The following is a 15686-nucleotide window of genomic DNA, read 5'->3' as shown; positions in this document are numbered from 1 at the left end:
CCCTGAGCCTGCCGCCTCCTGGGTCCCTGAGCCTGTCGAACGGCTCACGACTCCTGCCGCCGGATCTTCCCCGCCCGGGCGAACCAGGTCACGAGGAACGACAGCACCAGCGCCACGAACACCCCGAGGTTCGCATACGCCCAGTCCCCGTCCGTCCCGCCGACGAGGAACAGGAGGTATCCCTGCCAGTTGTTCCACGGCGCGGCGTCCGCGAAGCCGTTGAGCACGAGGCCCCAGCCGATCACACTCGCGACGACCATGGTGCCGATCGATGTCCAGTCCCAGGCGCCGTAGCGTCCGCGGCTGTCGAAGAGGGCCTCGTCGTCATAGTCCTTCCGGCGACGCAGGATGTCGGCGATGAGGATGCCGGCCCAGGAGGCCAGCGGTACGCCGAGGGTGATGAGGAAGCTCTGGAACGGGCCGAGGAAGTCGGTCGCGAAGAACACCACGAAGATGGTGCCCGCCGTGAGGATCGCGCCGTCGATCGCCGCCGCCGACGGCCGCGGGATGCGGATGCCGAGGCTGAGCAGCGTCAGGCCGGAGGAGTAGATGCCGAGCACCGCGCCGGAGACGAGCGCGAGCACGGCCGTGAACAGGAACGGCACGAGGACCCACACCGGCAGGATGCTCGCGAGCGCGCCGATCGGGTCCGCGGCGATCGCGTCCATGAGCTCGGCGTCCGATCCCGCGAGGAGCAGACCGAAGACGACGAGGATGACCGGTGCCACCGAGCCGCCGATCGTGTTCCAGGCGACGATCGCCCCGTCGGACGCGGTGCGCTTCTGGTAGCGCGACCAGTCCGCGGCGATGTTGATCCAGCCCAGCCCGAAACCGGTCATCACCATGACGAGCGCGCCGACGACCTGGCCGATGCCGCCGTCAGGCCGGGCCAGCACCGCAGCGAGGTCGATGGTCGGCGCGGCGAGGACGATGTAGACGATCGTCACGACACCCGTGATCCAGGTCAGCACCGACTGGAGCCGCATGATCGTGTGGTAGCCGAGCACCGAGGCGGCGACGATGAGTGCCGCGACGATCACGGTCGCGAGGATCTTCAGCCAGAGGCTATCCCCGTCGCCGCCGAGCTGCGTGATGACCGTCGCCGTCGCCAGTACCGCCATGATCGCGAGGAAGGTCTCCCAGCCGATCGACGTGAGCCAGGACACGATCCCTGGCACCTTCTGCCCCTGGACGCCGAACGCGGCCCGGGAGAGCACCATCGTCGGCGCCGACCCCCGCTTGCCCGCGATCGCGATGAGGCCGCACAGCAGGAACGACACGACGATGCCGACGACCGAGACCAGGGTCGCCTGCCAGAAGGAGATGCCGAAGCCGAGCACGAACGAGCCGTAGGACATCCCGAACACCGAGACGTTCGCCGCGAACCACGGCCAGAACAGGTCGCGGGGCTGGGCGGTCCGCTCGGACTCGGGGATGATCTCGATGCCTGCACGCTCGATGAGAGCCGGCCTGATGTCGGTCATCCTCACATCCTGGCACTCCGGGGGCGCACTCCGCGCGGCCCGATTCAGCCGGCGAAGAAGGCCCCGGCCACGCGCGTCAGGTCGTGCAGGTCCGAGACCCCGGCGAGCTCACGGGCGGAGTGCATCGAGAGGATCGGAATGCCCACGTCGACCGTGCGGATGCCGAGCCGGGTCGCGGTGATCGGGCCGATCGTCGACCCGCACGGCACGCTGTTGTTCGAGACGAACTCCTGCGTCACTACCTCGGCCCGATCGCACCAGTTCCGCCAGGACGCGGCGCCGACCGCATCGGTCGCGTAGCGCTGGTTGGCGTTGAGCTTGAGGATGGGTCCGGAGCCGAGCACGGGCTGCACGACGGGGTCATGCCGGCCGATGTAGTTCGGGTGTACGGAGTGCCCCACGTCGCTGGACAGGCACCACGACGACGCGTACGCCTGGCGGCGGGCGGAGCCGTCGGCGCCGAGCCCCGCGTAGAGCCGCTCCAGCACGTCCTCGAGGAAGGGGCCTGCGGCGCCGGAGCGCGACTCGGAACCGAGCTCTTCGTGGTCGAACGCGGCGAGGATCGCGACGGGCGCGCCCGCGGCGGGTTCGTGTGCCGCAAGGGCCACGACGCCCGCGTGCACCGAGGCGAGGTCGTCGAGCCGGCCGGAGGCGAAGAACGCGTCGTCCTTGCCGAACACGGCGCCCCGTGCGGCGTCGGCGACGACGACGTCGTAGCCGCGGATCTCCGCGACGGCCACTCCGGCGGAAGCGGCGAGCTCGCCCAGCACATCGGCCTCGGTCGGATCCCCCAGACCCCACACCGGCTGCGTCTCGGTCTGCTTGTCGAGCGCGAGGCCGTTGTTGACGCCGCGATCGAGGTGGATGGCGAGCTGGGGGAGGCGCAGCAGCGGGCCGGTGTCGGCGAGGACGACCCGGCCGTCGGCGAGGGCGAGCCGGCCGGCGAGGCGCAGCTCCCGGTCGAGCCAGGAGTTCAGCAGCGGACCGCCGTACACCTCGACGGCGGCCTGCAGCCAGCCGCGGGCTCCGGTGGTCGGCTGCGGCTTGAGCTTGAAGCCGGGGGAGTCGGTGTGCGCCCCGAACACGTGCACGGGCGTCGTGGCGGTCGCATCCTCGGGCACCACCCATGCGATCGTCGCGCCGTCGCGGACCACGAGGTACCGGCCTCCGGGCTGCGCGGGCCAGGCGTCCTCCTCCTGCAGCCGCGTGAAGCCGGCCTCCTCCAGGCGGCGGGCCGTCTCGGCGGCTGCGTGGTAGCTCGACGGGGAAGCGGCGACGAAGTCGGCGAGGTCCTCGGCGTGGGCGAGGGCGTCCGGGGTGACGGGCATGGCATGACCTTCCTGCGCGGGGTGTGCTTCGAGCGTAGTCGCGCCCGGTCACCGCACCCTTCCCGGTCGGGGATAGGGTGGTGGCGATAGCGCCTAGGGTTCCGGGGTCTGCACCCGTCTGGTCCGAGCGGCGCCACGGTCCTCCTCCGCAGGAGGGCCGTCATCTGACAGGACAAAAGCCCGGAGGACCCGATTCGTCGCGCCCGCGGCGGAGGGAAGGGTCTGCCGTGTCCGCTGTCGCTCTCGTCCTCGTCCTCGCCGCTGCGATCGCCCACGCGTCGTGGAACGTCATCGCGCACGGCATCAGCCGCGCCGGCTCGCCGTTCCTGTGGTGGGGTGCGGTCGCCAGCACCGCCGTCTGGATCGGCGCCGTGCCGTTCACGGGCGGACTCGGTGCGGCCGACCTCGGCTCGTTCGCGCTCGGGGTCTCCGTCTCCGCGGTCCTGCACGTCGCCTACATGGCCGTGCTGCAGCGCGGCTACCGGGAGGGCAGCCTGTCGACCGTCTACGCGACGGCGCGGGGCACCGGGCCGTTCCTCTCCGTGATCGTCGCCGTGCTCCTGCTCGGCGAACGCCCCTCGGCCCTGGCGCTCATCGGCGTCGCGGCGGTGATCGTCGGCGTGGTGGCGATCGGGTTCGTCGACCGCCGTCCGGCGGGGAGCGGGCGCCGCGTCGACCCCGGGCTGTTGTTCGGGGCCCTCACCGGCGTGGCGATCGCGGTCTACACGATCTGGGACGCCCACGCGGTGCGGGAGTGGGAGTTGTCACCGGTGGCGTTCATGGTGGGGACGACGCTGCTGCAGGTGCCGTTCTACTCCGTGGCGGTGCGCGGACGATGGGGTGCGGTCCTGGCGCTGGGGCGCACGCAATGGCGCCGCATCCTGGCCTTCGGCATCCTGTCGCCGCTGTCCTACATCCTCGTGCTGACCGCCATCCAGATCGCTCCGGTGGCGCTCGTGGCGCCGCTCCGCGAGGTCAGCGTCGTGCTCGTGAGCCTGTTCGGTGCCTTCGTCCTGCGGGAGTCCCGGCCGGGATGGCGGATCGGCGCCTCGCTGGTCGTCCTCGTCGGGATCGTGCTGCTCGCGCTCTGAGTCCCCGGCTCAGCGGAAGGTGACGAGTCCGGCGTGGGCGGCCGTGACGAGGATCTGCACGCGGTCGCGCAGGTGCCACTTCGACATCATGCGACCGAGGTGGGCCTTCACGGTCCCCTCCGAGACGATGAGCGCCTTGGCGATCTCGGCATTGGACATGCCCTTCGCGAGGCACTGCAGCACCTCCTCCTCGCGCTCGGTGAGCGGTTCGAGGGTCTCCGCGGCCGCGGTGGGGGTGGAGTCGCGCACGTGGCGGATAAGCATCGACGCGATGCGGGGCGACAGCGAGCTCGCTCCCGCGAACACCTCGCGCACACCCGTGACGATCTCCTCCGCACTGGAGTCCTTAAGCAGGTAGCCGGAGGCGCCGGCGCTCAGCATGGGCAGCACGGTGTCGCTGCCATCGAGCGTGGTCACGGCGAGGATGCGCACGTCGGGCCACCGCTCGGCGATCGCCGCGGTCGCCTCGATGCCGTTCATCTCCGGCATCTGGACGTCCATCATCACGACGTCCGGCTTCTCGCGCTCGACCGTCGTGAGGGCCTCCCGGCCGTCCTCTGCCTGCGCCACGACCGTGATCTCGGGCGCGCGCGACACGAAGTGCGACAGCGCGGAGCGGACCAGAGGATCGTCATCGACGATCACGACGCGGATTTCCTGCATGGAGGAAGCCTAACGGCGTGAAGCGGGCGCTCTGAGGATGTAGACCTTTGGCTATCGAGGTCTGGACGAAGGCCAGATGTGCGCTCCGCGCGCCGCCGAGAAGATGAATACAGACATCGACAAACGGCACTAGGACGGAGGTGAATGTAATGACTTTCTGGCAGCAGGTTAGCAAGTTCTTTGGTCTCGTCCGCTAGAGTACCTGGCGAATAGGAGATAGTGAACCATGGCCTTCGACCATTCGATTCGCGGTTCTGCGGATTCGCTCCGACTGGTTCGAGGCGAGAAGCTGAGCGCCGTCGAGCGCATCGTTGTTCTGGTGATCGTCTCCATCACCATCGTTGTGGACCTCATCGGCGTCATCACCGTCCCCGGTGCCAACCCGGCAGTCGTGGTGGTGAGCGTCTCGTCCACAGCTGTGTTCGCCCTCTATCTCTGGAATCCCCTCCTTGCGACATGCGCCCTCGGCGTGGTGTTCGCGACATCCTTTCTCGTAGGCAGCGAGTACCAGGTCTTGACGGCCGCCGCAGTCGCGGCAGGTCTCGTCATGAGGCTCGGATGGACCTCGCTGATCCTCTCCTACGCCGGCGCATTTCTCGTCGCAGCAGCTCTCGTCGCCATCGGTGACGCGGACGCAGGCGTGAATGTCGCCATCTATCTCGTCTTCGCCGCGGTGGCGGGCGCCGTAGGGTTCGCCCTCAGACTGGCGTTCGCCCGCGGCAGCAGACTCGAGCGTCAGCTGGAGGCTGCGGCTGAGCAGGAACGGGAAGCCGTTCTCGCCGAGCGACGATGGATCGCCGGCGAGCTGCACGACAGCATCGCGCACCACCTCACGGTGGTCTCGCTGCACGTGCAGATGCTCGAAGACCCCGACACCAGCGATGGCTCCCGGGAGGCGATCCGTGTCGCCGCCCGCAAAGCCATGACCGACCTCCGTTTCGTGATCGACCTCGCCGACGACGGCCCCCGTGCAGCGGGCATGCCGACGGGCGACCTCGTCGCCGCGGTCGAGGAGGCGCAGGCCGAGTTCGAAGCGGCAGGGCACGAGGTCGTCCTCGACGGAAACCCCGGCGACGAACGGATCCCTCGTGCCGTCGAGATCGTGCTCGCGCGCATCGTGCGCGAGTCGGCCACGAATGTTCTGAAGTACGCAGGCCCCGGCACCGTCGAGATCCGTCTCGCCGTTGACGACGACAAAGCCCATCTGTCGCTGCGCAGCCCGCTGCCCACGACGCCGCGTCGTGAGCTCTCCTCCAGCCGGACCGGGCTCGGGCGCATGGCCGAACGCGTGATGGGTGCCAGCGGCGAGTTCAGCGCCGGTGAAGTGGACGGGCACTGGCTCGTGTCCGCCGTGTTGCCGGTGGTGTGAGCCCCGCGTATCCTGAGATGAAGCCCATGATTCCGGCCCCGAGGTCGTAGACGAAAGTCTACGAGTGTCTCGACATTCGGCACTTCAGCGGCCTCGCGGCGCCGACATATCCTGAAGGCTCCCCAGATAAAGCGTCCCCAGCGCTGCGATCGCGGGCGCGATCTTTCTGGCTTCTTAGACTCCCGCGCCCGCGGTCGCGAATCTGTCTCCGGGCCTCAGCCGCCCACCGCTCTCATGAAGTGCCCGTCCGCCGATATCCCGGACGCCGCCACCGTGAAGCGCACCACCTCGCTGAGGTAGCGGTCCTCCGACGCCTCGAAGATGCGCCCCTCCGCGTCCCTGGACGTCCGGGTCAACCGCAGGATGGGCGTCCCGCGGGGCACGCGCAGGAGCGCCGAGTCCTGATCGTCGGCGGCCACGGCATCGATCACGTGCTGCAGGGTGACGATCGGATGCCCGACCGATGCGAGGTGCTCGGTGATCGAGACCGCGTCGAGGTCGACGTCGAACAGCCGACGGCCGACGTCCTCCGTGTAGGCCAGTCGCTCCAGCATGGTCGGCCGTCCGTCCAGCAGCCGCAGTCGTACCACGCTCACGATCGTGTCGTCGGGTCCGACGCCCAGTGCCGGGCCGAGATCGCCCGCGCGTCGCAGACTCAGCTCCTGCGTCTGCGCGCCCGGCGTGACGCCGAGATCCCGCGCCCAGCGGGTGAACGGGACCGAGACGTCGACCGCCTGATTCGCCTTGCGCGCCACCACGCGGGCGGGGCGCCCCCGGCCGGTCTCGATCAGCCCCTCGGCGCGGAGCGCCGCCAGGGCGTTGCGGATCGGACCTCGCGACGTGTGCCACCGCTCCGCGAGCTCCGCCTCCGTGGGGACATCGTCCCCGGGCCGGAGCGTGCCGTCGACGATCCGCGCGCGGAGGTCGTCGGCGATCTGGGTGTACACAGGTTCGGCCACATAGGTACATTACTTCGTCTGTCGTGTCCGGGCCTGTGTGTTGTGGGGCCGTTCATCCAGGACAATCGCGGGTGAACGCCGCCTGAACTCTTCCGAGATAGGTATACATGTCGGCCCGACGGCTGGGAGAGTCGTCCCTGGATCACTCCTCCCACCCTGAAAGGTCCTCATGAAGCTCCGCGCTCTCCCCGCCCTCGCCGGCGCTGCGATCCTCGCGTTCGGCCTCGCCGCCTGCTCCGGATCGGCCGATGCCACCGACGCCCCCGGCGACGCACAGTCCGCCGGCGGTTTCGCCGTCGACGAGAACACCCTCGTCTTCGGCGTCGTCCCCGACTCGGTGGACACCGAGACGAACTACCAGCCGCTCATGGACTACATCGCCGAGGTCAGCGGCAAGACCGTCGAATACCACGAGTCCACCGACTACGCGGCGCTCATCGAGGCCGCCGTCGCCGGCAAGGTCGACGTCGCCTCGTTCTCGGGGTTCACCTACGTCACCGCGACCAACAACGGCGCGAAGCTCACCCCGATCTCGTCCATCGTCACCGAGGAGGGCCAGGAGCCCGGCTACTACTCGCAGGCGATCGTCCCGGCGGACAGCGACATCTCCAGCCTCGAGGACTTCGCGGGCAAGAAGGTCTGCTTCGTGGACCCCTCGTCCACCTCCGGCTACCTCTTCCCGTCGTACAACCTCATCGAGGCGGGCGTGGACCCGAAGACCGACATCACCCCCGTGTTCGCGGGCAAGCACGATGTCAGCGTGCAGAAGGTCGGCGAGGGCGTCGAGTGCGAGGCCGGCTTCGCCGAGGACTCCGAGGTCGAGAAGTCCGACAAGGTGAAGGTCATCGCCGAGACGATGGTCCCGGGCGCTCCGCTCGTCTACTCCTCGTCCCTGCCGGACGACGTGGCGAAGCAGCTCGTCGACGCCCTCGGCGAGGTCACCATCGACGACATCATCGCGGCGGGCATCGACAGTGCGGACTCGGACGCGTTCCGCAGCGTGTTCTACGCCACCAAGCCGGTGGACGACGCCTACTACGACCTCATCCGCGACATCTGCGCCGAGACCGAAGCCGAGCAGTGCCAGGGCTGACGCCCCGCGCCTGACGACAGGAGAAGCCATGACCGCGGCATCCGACACCCTCATCCGCCTCGCCGGCGTCACGAAGACCTTCGGCAGCACCACCGCCCTCAAGGACGTCACGCTCGAGGTGGCGCGGGGAGAGATCGTCGTGCTGCTCGGGCTCTCCGGCTCCGGCAAGTCCACGCTGCTGCGGCATCTCGACGGCCTGGAGCTGCCCAGCTCCGGGTCCGTCGAGGTGCTCGGCGCGTCCGTGCCCGCGATGAAGGGCCGGGCGCTGCGACAGCTTCGCAGCAGCGTGGGCTTCATCTTCCAGCAGTTCGAGCTCGTGCCTTCGCTGACCGTCCTGGAGAACGTGCTGACCGGGTCGCTCTCCCGGATGCGCGGCCCGCGGCTCGGGCTGTGGAGCTACCCCCGCGCCGCCAAGCTGACCGCCCTCGAGCACCTCGACCGCGTCGGCCTCCTCGACCGTGCCTACCAGCGCAGTGACACGCTGTCCGGCGGGCAGCAGCAGCGGGTGGCCATCGCCAGGGCGCTCATGCAGAAGCCGGCGATCCTCCTGGCCGACGAGCCCGTCGCCTCTCTCGACCCGGAGTCGAGCGAGCAGGTGATGGCCCTCGTCCGCGAGATCGCCGCCGACGAAGGCCTCACCGTCGTGTGCAGCCTGCACCAGGTCGACCTCGCGATCAGCTGGGCCGACCGGATCGTCGGGCTCCGGCACGGCGAAGTCGTCCTGGACACCCCGACGGCCGGACTCACCAAGGCCGAGGTGATGGAGATCTACGGCCGCGTCGCGACGACCACGGCCGAGATGCGCGCCGTGCAGGTGGAACTCGTCGACGCCGTGACCACGGTGGCGGCGTCATGACAGCGGTGGGGACCTCGACACGGGGCGCTTCGACGGGCTCAGCGCCCCAGGGTGCTTCGACAGGCTCAGCGACCCAGGGACGGGCAAGCGTCGCGGAGCGGGCGCCGAAGCGGCCGCTCTCGGCCGAGCGCATCGCTGCCGGCCTCACGCTCGTCGTCCTCGTCGTGCTCGGCATCCTGGCGGTGCGCGACGTGGGTATCTCGATCCCCGCGATGGTGCAGAGCTGGGGCAACGCCGAGAACTTCCTCGCCAGGGTCGGCGGACTCTCCTTCCCCGCGCCGGCCGACCTCGCCTGGCTCATCGCCCTGACCGTCGGCCTCGTGCTCGTCGGCACGCTGTTGGCGGCCGTGCTCTCCGTGCCCATCGCCTATCTCGCCGCCGCCAACACCACGCCGGGCGCAGGCTGGCGCGCGGCCGCCCGATTCCTCGGCGTCCTCACCCGCGCGCTGCCGGACGTCGTGCTGGCCATGGCGTTCGTGCTCATGTTCTCGCTCGGCACGCTGCCCGGCATCCTCGCGATCGGCATCCACTCGATCGGCATGATCTCCAAGATGTTCGCGGACGCCATCGAGCAGATCGACGAAGGGCCCCGTCTCGCGATCCGTGCCGCCGGTGGCTCGAAGCTCCAGGAGTTCACCGCCGGCATCCTCCCGCAGGTGCTGCCGAGCTGGGTGGCGACCGTGCTGCACCGCAACGACATCAACCTGCGCGGGAGCGTCGTACTCGGCTACGTGGGCGTCGCCGGCCTCGGGCTCGAGATGTCGTACGCGTTCAAGGCGCTGAACTACGGCAAGGGTCTCGGGATCGCGCTCGTCATCTTCGTGCTCTGCATCGTGATGGAGATCGTCTCGAGCACCGTGCGCGGTGCGATGCTCGGCGAGCAGAAGCACACGCGGTCGTGGATGGACCGGATCGTGCACCCGCGCCTGCGTCGGCGGTCGCACGCGCCCGCCGAGGGCCGCCCGGCGTGGGCGGTGAGCCCGGAGGCCGCGGTGCGTCGTCCGTGGACCGCGCAGCGCATGCGCCACACCGCGGCGGGGATCGTCACGATCCTCGTCGTGGTCGGCAGCGTCGTCGTGAGCCAGATCACCTGGTCGGACCTCTTCACCTTCTGGGCGAAGCTGCCCGACGTCGCCGCCCGGTTCTGGCCGCCGTCGTTCGGCAGCTACGACACGGTCGCGATGCTGGAGGCCATGCGGGAGACCGTCGCCATCGCACTCGCCGCCACCGTCCTCACCCTCCTGCCCTCGCTGCTGCTCGGCTCGTTCGCCGCGCGCAACGTCGCTCCGCACGCGGCAGGGCGCGGCACCGCCCGTCTGCTGCTCGTCGGCATCCGCGGCATCCCCGAGCTGATCCTCGCCATCGTCCTCGTCGTCATCACGGGTCTCGGCGCGCAGGCCGGTGTCATCGCGCTCGCGATCGGCGGGATCGGACTGCTCGGCAAGCTCATCGCCGACTCCTTCGAGGAGGTCGACCGCGGGCCCGAGCGCGCGCTGAGGGCGGTGGGCGCCACACGGATGCAGACGTACACGTCGGCCACGCTGACCCAGGGCACCCGAGCGCTCATCGGGCACAGCTTCTACATGCTCGACACCAACATCCGCGCGGCCACGATCCTCGGCATCGTCGGCGGCGGCGGTGTCGGCTACTACCTGCTGAACGCCAGCCAGGGTTCGCGCTACGAGACCGTGACCGCGATCGTCCTGATGATCCTCGTGACCGTGCTCGCCGTCGAGGGTCTCGCGATGTGGATGAGGAAGGTGTTCCGATGACCGGGGCGAAGCAGAATCCGGACGTCGTCGTGGTGGGGTCCGGCATCGTCGGCCTCGGCGCCGCCTTCGCCGCCGTGCGCCGCGGGCTCCGGGTCGTCGTCGTCGAGCGCGGCGCCGCCCCGACCGGCGCCACGATCCGCAACTTCGGCCACCTCTGCATCGGCGCGCAGGGCGGAGAGGCGCAGCGGTACGCGGATGCGTCCCGTGAACTCTGGCTGCAGCTCGCCAGGGACGCGGGGTTCTGGCTCCGCGAGTCGGGCACGCTCGTGGCCGCCCGCCACGAGGACGAGCTCGCCGTGCTCTCCGCGGCGGCACAGGACGGGGGCATCCGGATGCTGGAGGCTGACGAGCTCCTGCGTCGTGCCCCGCTGCGCCGCGACGGGCTCGTCGGCGGTGCCCTCATCGAGGCCGACCTGCAGACGAACCCGCGCACCGCGGCGACCACGATCGTGCGCTACCTGACCGCACGGCGCGTCGAGTTCCGCTTCCGCACCGCGGTCACGGCCCTCGGCGCCGGCCGGGTGGAGACCACGCGCGGGGCGATCGACACCGGGGCGGTGGTCGTAGCCGTCAACCACGACATCGACCAGCTCCTGCCCGAGGTCGCGGAGCGTCACGGGGTGGTGCGCTGTGCGCTGGACATGATGCGGGCGGCCGTCTCCTTCCCTCGTCCGCTGACCGCGCCCCTGCTGACCGGCTGGTCCCTCATCCGATACGGGAGGTTCGCCGAAGGGCCAGAGGCCCGGGTCCTCCGTGAGCGCCTGCATGCCGAGCGCCCCGATCTCGCGGCCCTCGATCTCAATCAGATGTACACGCAGCTGCCCGACGGCACGCTCATCCTCGGCGACTCGCACGTCACCGATGCCGCCCCCTCTCCGTTCCAGCCGGAGGCCGCCTTCACCGCGTTCCTGAGCGAGGCCGAGGCCCTGTTCGAGGGGGCGGCGCCGCGGGTGATCGAGCGGTGGCAGGGCGTGTACGCGAAAGCCCCCGGCGAGTTCCTCGTCGACCGCGGAGACGACGGCGCCCTCGTGCTCGCTGCGACCACCGGCATCGGCATGACCTGCGGCCTCGGGTTCGCCGACCTCAACCTCACCGCCGCCCTCGGCGGCACCCCTGCTCTGGAAGGAACACCATGACCACTCCGATCGAACTCGTCGTCCTCGACATGGCCGGCACCACCGTCGTGGACGACGGCGTGGTGGAGCAGGCGTTCCAGCGCGCCGCCGAGCGCACCGGCGTCGCCGCGCGGCTGCCCTGGGAGGATGCCCTCGAGCACGTCAGGGAGACGATGGGGCAGTCCAAGTTCGACGTCTTCCTCCATCTCGCGGGCGGCGATGCGAGCGCGGCGCGGCAGGCCACCGCGGCGTTCGAGACCGCGTACGCCGAGATCGTCGCCGAGGACGGCGTCGCGGAGATCCCCGGAGCGGCGGACGCGATCCAGGGGTTGAAGGACGCGGGGCTCACCGTCGTCCTCACCACCGGGTTCGCTCCGGTCACGCGACAGGCGCTCATCGATGGCCTCGGATGGGGAGGACTCGTGGACCTCGCCCTGTCTCCGGTCGATGCCGGCCGCGGACGCCCCGCGCCCGATCTCGTCCTCACCGCCCTTCTGCGCACGGGAGCGTCCGCGGTGCAGGCGGTGGCCGTCGCCGGCGACACCGTGAGCGACGTCGAGTCCGGCCGTCGTGCGGGGGCCGGCTTCGTCGCGGGGGTCCTCACCGGGGCGCACGATCGCGCGGCGCTGAGCGGAGCGGGGGCTGACGCCGTGCTGTCCGACGTCACGGCGCTGCGAGCAGCGCTGGCGCAGCGCGAGCTCCTTCCTGCCGTCGCCTCCGTCTGAGGTTCGAACCATGGGAACGGTGCTGATCCGCCCACCCGGTCACCGGAGGGACGTCGCGCTGCGCCCCGCTGCCACCGCGATGGTCTGGATCGGCGAAGGCCACCCGCACGAGACCATCGCCGTCCCCGGGGTCGCGCTCGGTGACCGGGACGTGCTCGTCGCCGTGGAGATGTCGACGATCTGCGGATCGGACGTGCACACCGTGCAGGGGCGCCGGTCCGCGCCCGCGCCTCTCGTCCTCGGGCATGAGAGCGTCGGTCGGGTCATCGCGCTGGGCGACGACGGTGCGACGGCGGTGGACGGCACCCCGCTGCGCATCGGCGACCGCGTGGTGTGGTCGGTCACGGTGTCGTGCGGCACCTGCGACCGCTGTCGGCGGGGCCTCACGCAGAAGTGCCGGGATCTCGGCAAGTACGGCCACGACCGCGTCGGCGCCCACGGCGACCTGACCGGGGCGTTCGCCAGTCACGTGCAGCTGCGGGCAGGTACCGCGATCGTGCGCGTGCCGGAGGCGCTGCCGGCCGCGGTGCTGGCTCCCGCAGGCTGTGCGACGGCGACCGCATGGGCCGCCGTGGCGAGGGCCGCCCGCGACATCGATCTGGACGGCGCCGCGGTGCGCATCCACGGCGCGGGATTGGTGGGGATCAGCGCCGCGGCGATCGCGGCCGAGCACGGCGCCGTCGTCGAGGTCCGGGACCCGGACGACGACCGCCGAGCCGTCGCCTCCCGTTTCGGAGCCACCGCGCTCGACCGTGACCCGGACGTGGTCATCGAGGCATCCGGGCATGCGGTGGGGGAGGCCCTCGCCGGCGTCGCCGTCGGCGGCACGGTCGTCCTCGTCGGGAGCGTGTTCCCGGCGGCGCCCGTCCCGCTGGACGCGGAGGATCTCGTCCGCCGGCTGGTCACGGTGACCGGCGTCCACAACTACGGCGCCGACGACCTCGCGGCAGCGGTGTCGTTCCTCGCGGGTCGCGGGCGCGCGTATCCGTTCGCCGAGGCCGTAGGCGCCGTGCGACCGCTGCTCGACATCGACGCCGCTCTCACGGAGGCTGCGGCGCCGGGAGCCCCGCTGCGGGTGGGGCTGGTGCCAGGCCGCTGAGGCCTCAGTCGGAACCGGTGCGCCGTGGCCCTGCGGGGTGCAGCCCCTCGGCGTGGAAGGCGAGCAGTCGCACCGCGGCGTCGACGCTCGCCGCCAGGATCTCGTCCGGGTCACCGGTCAGGGCCAGCCTCCGGTGCCCGGCGTCGTCGGCGGTCGCCCAGCCGAGGTAGACCGTGCCCGCGGGATGACCGCCCTCCGGACCGGGCCCGCCCACGCCGGTCGTCGAGACGCAGATGTCGGCGTCGAAGAGCTCCCGTGCGCCCCGGGCGAGCTGCTCCGCGCAGGCTGCGGAGGTCGGGTCGGTGCCCGGGGTGAGCCCCAGCACCCTCTCCTTGACCTCCGTGAAGTACGCGACGATGCCGCCGGCGAACCAGCCCGAAGCGCCCTCGCCGGCACCGATCGTGTTCGCGAGGCGTCCGGAGGTGAGCGACTCCGCCACGCTCACGCGCAGACCTCGACTGCGGGCGAGCTCGCCCAGGTGTTCGAGGTCAGGGGTCTCGTTCGGTGCGGTCATCGGGGCGCTCCTCTCGTCGGTTCCCCTACGCTACGGACCCCGCGGCGCCCTGTCGCAGGGGATTGACAACGGCGTCCGCGTCAAGCCCCTGGAGGGCCGTCCTCCTTGGCGCCATCGTCGAGGCGAGTCACACCGACGAAGGAGGCGGCCATGACGGAGGATGCGCGGGACACCGCGGGAATGCGGGCGGTCTTCTGGATCTGGGCGGGGATCATCGGCGTCGGTCTCGCCGTGATGATCGGCCTGCCGCTGGGAGGGCGATGACGATGGGCTCGCGCATCAAGGACCACGCCCTCAGCCTCTTCTTCCTCGCCCTCTTCGTGCTGGCTCTGGCAGGCCAGGCCGTCGCCGGCTACCTCCGCAACAACGACGAGCTCCTCGATCATGGGCAGCCGACGATCGGCTTCGGAGACTTCCTCTGGTCGTCCGACTTCGCGGTCGACGTCGCCGAGAACTGGCAGTCGGAGTTCCTGCAGTTCTTCCTCTTCATCGCCGCGACGATCTGGTTCGTGCAGAAGGGCTCGCCGGAGTCGAAGAAGCCCGGCGACGAGGGACCGGGCAGCGACGCGGATCAGCTCGTCGGCGCGCACGCCCGCCCGGACTCTCCGCGATGGGCCCGGGCGGGCGGGTGGCGATCGGCGGTGTTCGGCAACTCGCTGCTGCTCGTGATGGGGGCGGTGTTCGTGCTGTCCTGGCTCGCGCAGTCGCTCGCCGGGACAGTGGTGATGAACGAGGAGAACGCGATGCATGGCCTCGCCGCGATCACCTGGGGCGACTACGTCACCAGCTCGGACTTCTGGGACCGCACGTTGCAGAACTGGCAGTCCGAGTTCCTCGCGGTGGGGACGATGGTCGCGTTCGCGATCTACCTCCGTCAGCGAGGGTCAGCGGAGTCGAAGCCCGTCGGCACCCCGCACCATCAGTCGGCCTTGGAATCCGACTGAGACCGCTCGTCGTTGACGTCGGCCTGCGACAGCCGCTCGTCGTCGGCGTCGTAGCCCGCACGCGCCTCCTGCAGCGGCTGGTCGGAGTACTCGCCGCCCTGGCGTCCGCCGAAGGGACGGCCGTGGTCGGCGAACTCGTCGCGGGCGAAGACCAGCTCCCACGGGCCCACCGTGAAGCGCGATCCGGTGCGCAGCGTCTCGGTGCGCTCGCCGGGGTGGGTCGCGTCGGCGTCGGGGTTGGAGTTCATCTCGCCGTCGGCGTGCAGGGTCACGACGTACTCGTCGCGGTCGTCATGCACGACCGTCGCGTGCACCGGCTCGGTGTCGGCGAGGCGCAGCTCGTTCCCGGCGGCCGATCCGATGCGGACCTCCTCCATGTCGAGCGCGAACTCGGTGCGCTCGTCGTCGCGCCGTACGCGCAGTCGCGGGTTGCCCGCGCCGCGCTCGGCGTGGGTGGTGCCGGGCGTGTAGCCCTCCTCGGGACGGTCGTCGATGTGGCGGTCAGTCATGGCGGTGCCCTCCTCGGGTGTCGATGATTCGAGGCTAATCGTCGCGCGGATCGCGCGCAGGGCCTTGACTTCCACGCGCGCATCGCCCTCCGAGGCTGATTTGCCGTGCGCCCCGTCCGAGGGCTTACCCTCTACCCATAGGCCGATCCCGGCAGTGTCCGCCGG

At 70.6% G+C, this 15686-nt stretch carries 15 protein-coding genes; 9 read left to right on the top strand and 6 right to left on the bottom strand.

The genetic code is table 11. The features are described 5' to 3' along the window. Positions 1-44: 44 nt before the first annotated feature. Both BLU02_RS07160 and BLU02_RS07155 read right to left on the bottom strand, forming a co-directional pair. The gene (locus BLU02_RS07160) at positions 45-1484 is read right to left on the bottom strand and encodes a purine-cytosine permease family protein (RefSeq protein ID WP_060922419.1); all 1440 of its coding nucleotides are present in this window, start codon (positions 1482-1484) and stop codon (positions 45-47) included. A gap of 44 nt (positions 1485-1528) precedes the next feature. Further along, positions 1529-2812 (bottom strand): M18 family aminopeptidase, encoded by a 1284-nt coding sequence (locus BLU02_RS07155; protein ID WP_060922418.1) that lies wholly within the window; start codon positions 2810-2812, stop codon positions 1529-1531. Positions 2813-3039: 227 nt separating this feature from the next. Between BLU02_RS07155 and BLU02_RS07150 the strand changes: the two genes are divergently transcribed. Then, positions 3040-3903, top strand: coding sequence for an EamA family transporter (locus BLU02_RS07150; protein WP_060922417.1), 864 nt, complete (start codon positions 3040-3042; stop codon positions 3901-3903). 9 nt (positions 3904-3912) lie between these two features. Here BLU02_RS07150 and BLU02_RS07145 read toward each other — a convergent pair whose 3' ends face one another. Beyond that, on the bottom strand, positions 3913-4566 hold the full coding sequence (locus BLU02_RS07145) for a response regulator (protein ID WP_029989098.1): 654 nt from the start codon (positions 4564-4566) through the stop codon (positions 3913-3915). A 226-nt stretch (positions 4567-4792) separates the two neighbouring features. Here BLU02_RS07145 and BLU02_RS07140 point away from each other — a divergent pair, with 226 nt between their 5' ends. Next, entirely contained in the window at positions 4793-5935 is a 1143-nt protein-coding gene (locus BLU02_RS07140; protein ID WP_025102499.1) for a sensor histidine kinase, read from the top strand. A gap of 215 nt (positions 5936-6150) precedes the next feature. Here the strand turns inward: BLU02_RS07140 and BLU02_RS07135 are convergent, their stop codons facing one another. After that, positions 6151-6894 (bottom strand): GntR family transcriptional regulator, encoded by a 744-nt coding sequence (locus tag BLU02_RS07135; RefSeq protein WP_231919655.1) that lies wholly within the window; start codon positions 6892-6894, stop codon positions 6151-6153. A gap of 169 nt (positions 6895-7063) precedes the next feature. Here BLU02_RS07135 and phnD point away from each other — a divergent pair, with 169 nt between their 5' ends. The 6 genes from phnD to BLU02_RS07105 are packed head-to-tail and all read left to right on the top strand — an operon-like array spanning position 7064 to position 13554. Then, positions 7064-7987 carry a phosphate/phosphite/phosphonate ABC transporter substrate-binding protein gene (phnD, locus tag BLU02_RS07130; protein WP_060922415.1) on the top strand — a complete coding sequence of 308 codons (924 nt, stop codon included), beginning with the start codon at positions 7064-7066 and terminating at the stop codon, positions 7985-7987. A 28-nt stretch (positions 7988-8015) separates the two neighbouring features. Then, positions 8016-8843 (top strand): phosphonate ABC transporter ATP-binding protein, encoded by an 828-nt coding sequence (gene phnC, locus BLU02_RS07125; RefSeq protein WP_060922414.1) that lies wholly within the window; start codon positions 8016-8018, stop codon positions 8841-8843. Next, complete coding sequence (phnE, locus tag BLU02_RS07120) at positions 8840-10615, top strand: phosphonate ABC transporter, permease protein PhnE (protein WP_083370916.1); 1776 nt, start codon at positions 8840-8842, stop codon at positions 10613-10615. Before phnC ends, phnE begins: the two co-directional genes overlap by 4 nt. After that, complete coding sequence (locus BLU02_RS07115; protein ID WP_060922817.1) at positions 10612-11751, top strand: TIGR03364 family FAD-dependent oxidoreductase; 1140 nt, start codon at positions 10612-10614, stop codon at positions 11749-11751. Before phnE ends, BLU02_RS07115 begins: the two co-directional genes overlap by 4 nt. Further along, entirely contained in the window at positions 11748-12455 is a 708-nt protein-coding gene (locus BLU02_RS07110; protein WP_060922818.1) for an HAD family hydrolase, read from the top strand. Before BLU02_RS07115 ends, BLU02_RS07110 begins: the two co-directional genes overlap by 4 nt. 10 nt (positions 12456-12465) lie before the next feature. After that, positions 12466-13554, top strand: coding sequence for an alcohol dehydrogenase catalytic domain-containing protein (locus BLU02_RS07105; RefSeq protein WP_060922819.1), 1089 nt, complete (start codon positions 12466-12468; stop codon positions 13552-13554). A gap of 4 nt (positions 13555-13558) precedes the next feature. On the opposite strand, the gene BLU02_RS07100 is transcribed toward BLU02_RS07105, so the two are convergent. Further along, a complete protein-coding gene (locus BLU02_RS07100) occupies positions 13559-14068 on the bottom strand; it encodes a CinA family protein (RefSeq protein ID WP_025102491.1) in 510 nt (169 codons plus the stop codon). Positions 14069-14334: 266 nt separating this feature from the next. Here BLU02_RS07100 and BLU02_RS07095 point away from each other — a divergent pair, with 266 nt between their 5' ends. Then, positions 14335-15012 (top strand): DUF6766 family protein, encoded by a 678-nt coding sequence (locus BLU02_RS07095; RefSeq protein ID WP_025102490.1) that lies wholly within the window; start codon positions 14335-14337, stop codon positions 15010-15012. Here BLU02_RS07095 and BLU02_RS07090 read toward each other — a convergent pair. Beyond that, entirely contained in the window at positions 14988-15521 is a 534-nt protein-coding gene (locus tag BLU02_RS07090; RefSeq protein WP_025102489.1) for an FHA domain-containing protein, read from the bottom strand. The two genes, BLU02_RS07095 and BLU02_RS07090, sit on opposite strands and share 25 nt — an antisense overlap. Positions 15522-15686: the final 165 nt, after the last annotated feature.

This window comes from Microbacterium paraoxydans, from assembly GCF_900105335.1.
Taxonomy (GTDB): Bacteria; Actinomycetota; Actinomycetes; order Actinomycetales; family Microbacteriaceae; genus Microbacterium; species Microbacterium paraoxydans.
Note: the sequence above shows the minus strand (reverse complement) of the source record. Positions and strands in the feature narration are given on the sequence as shown.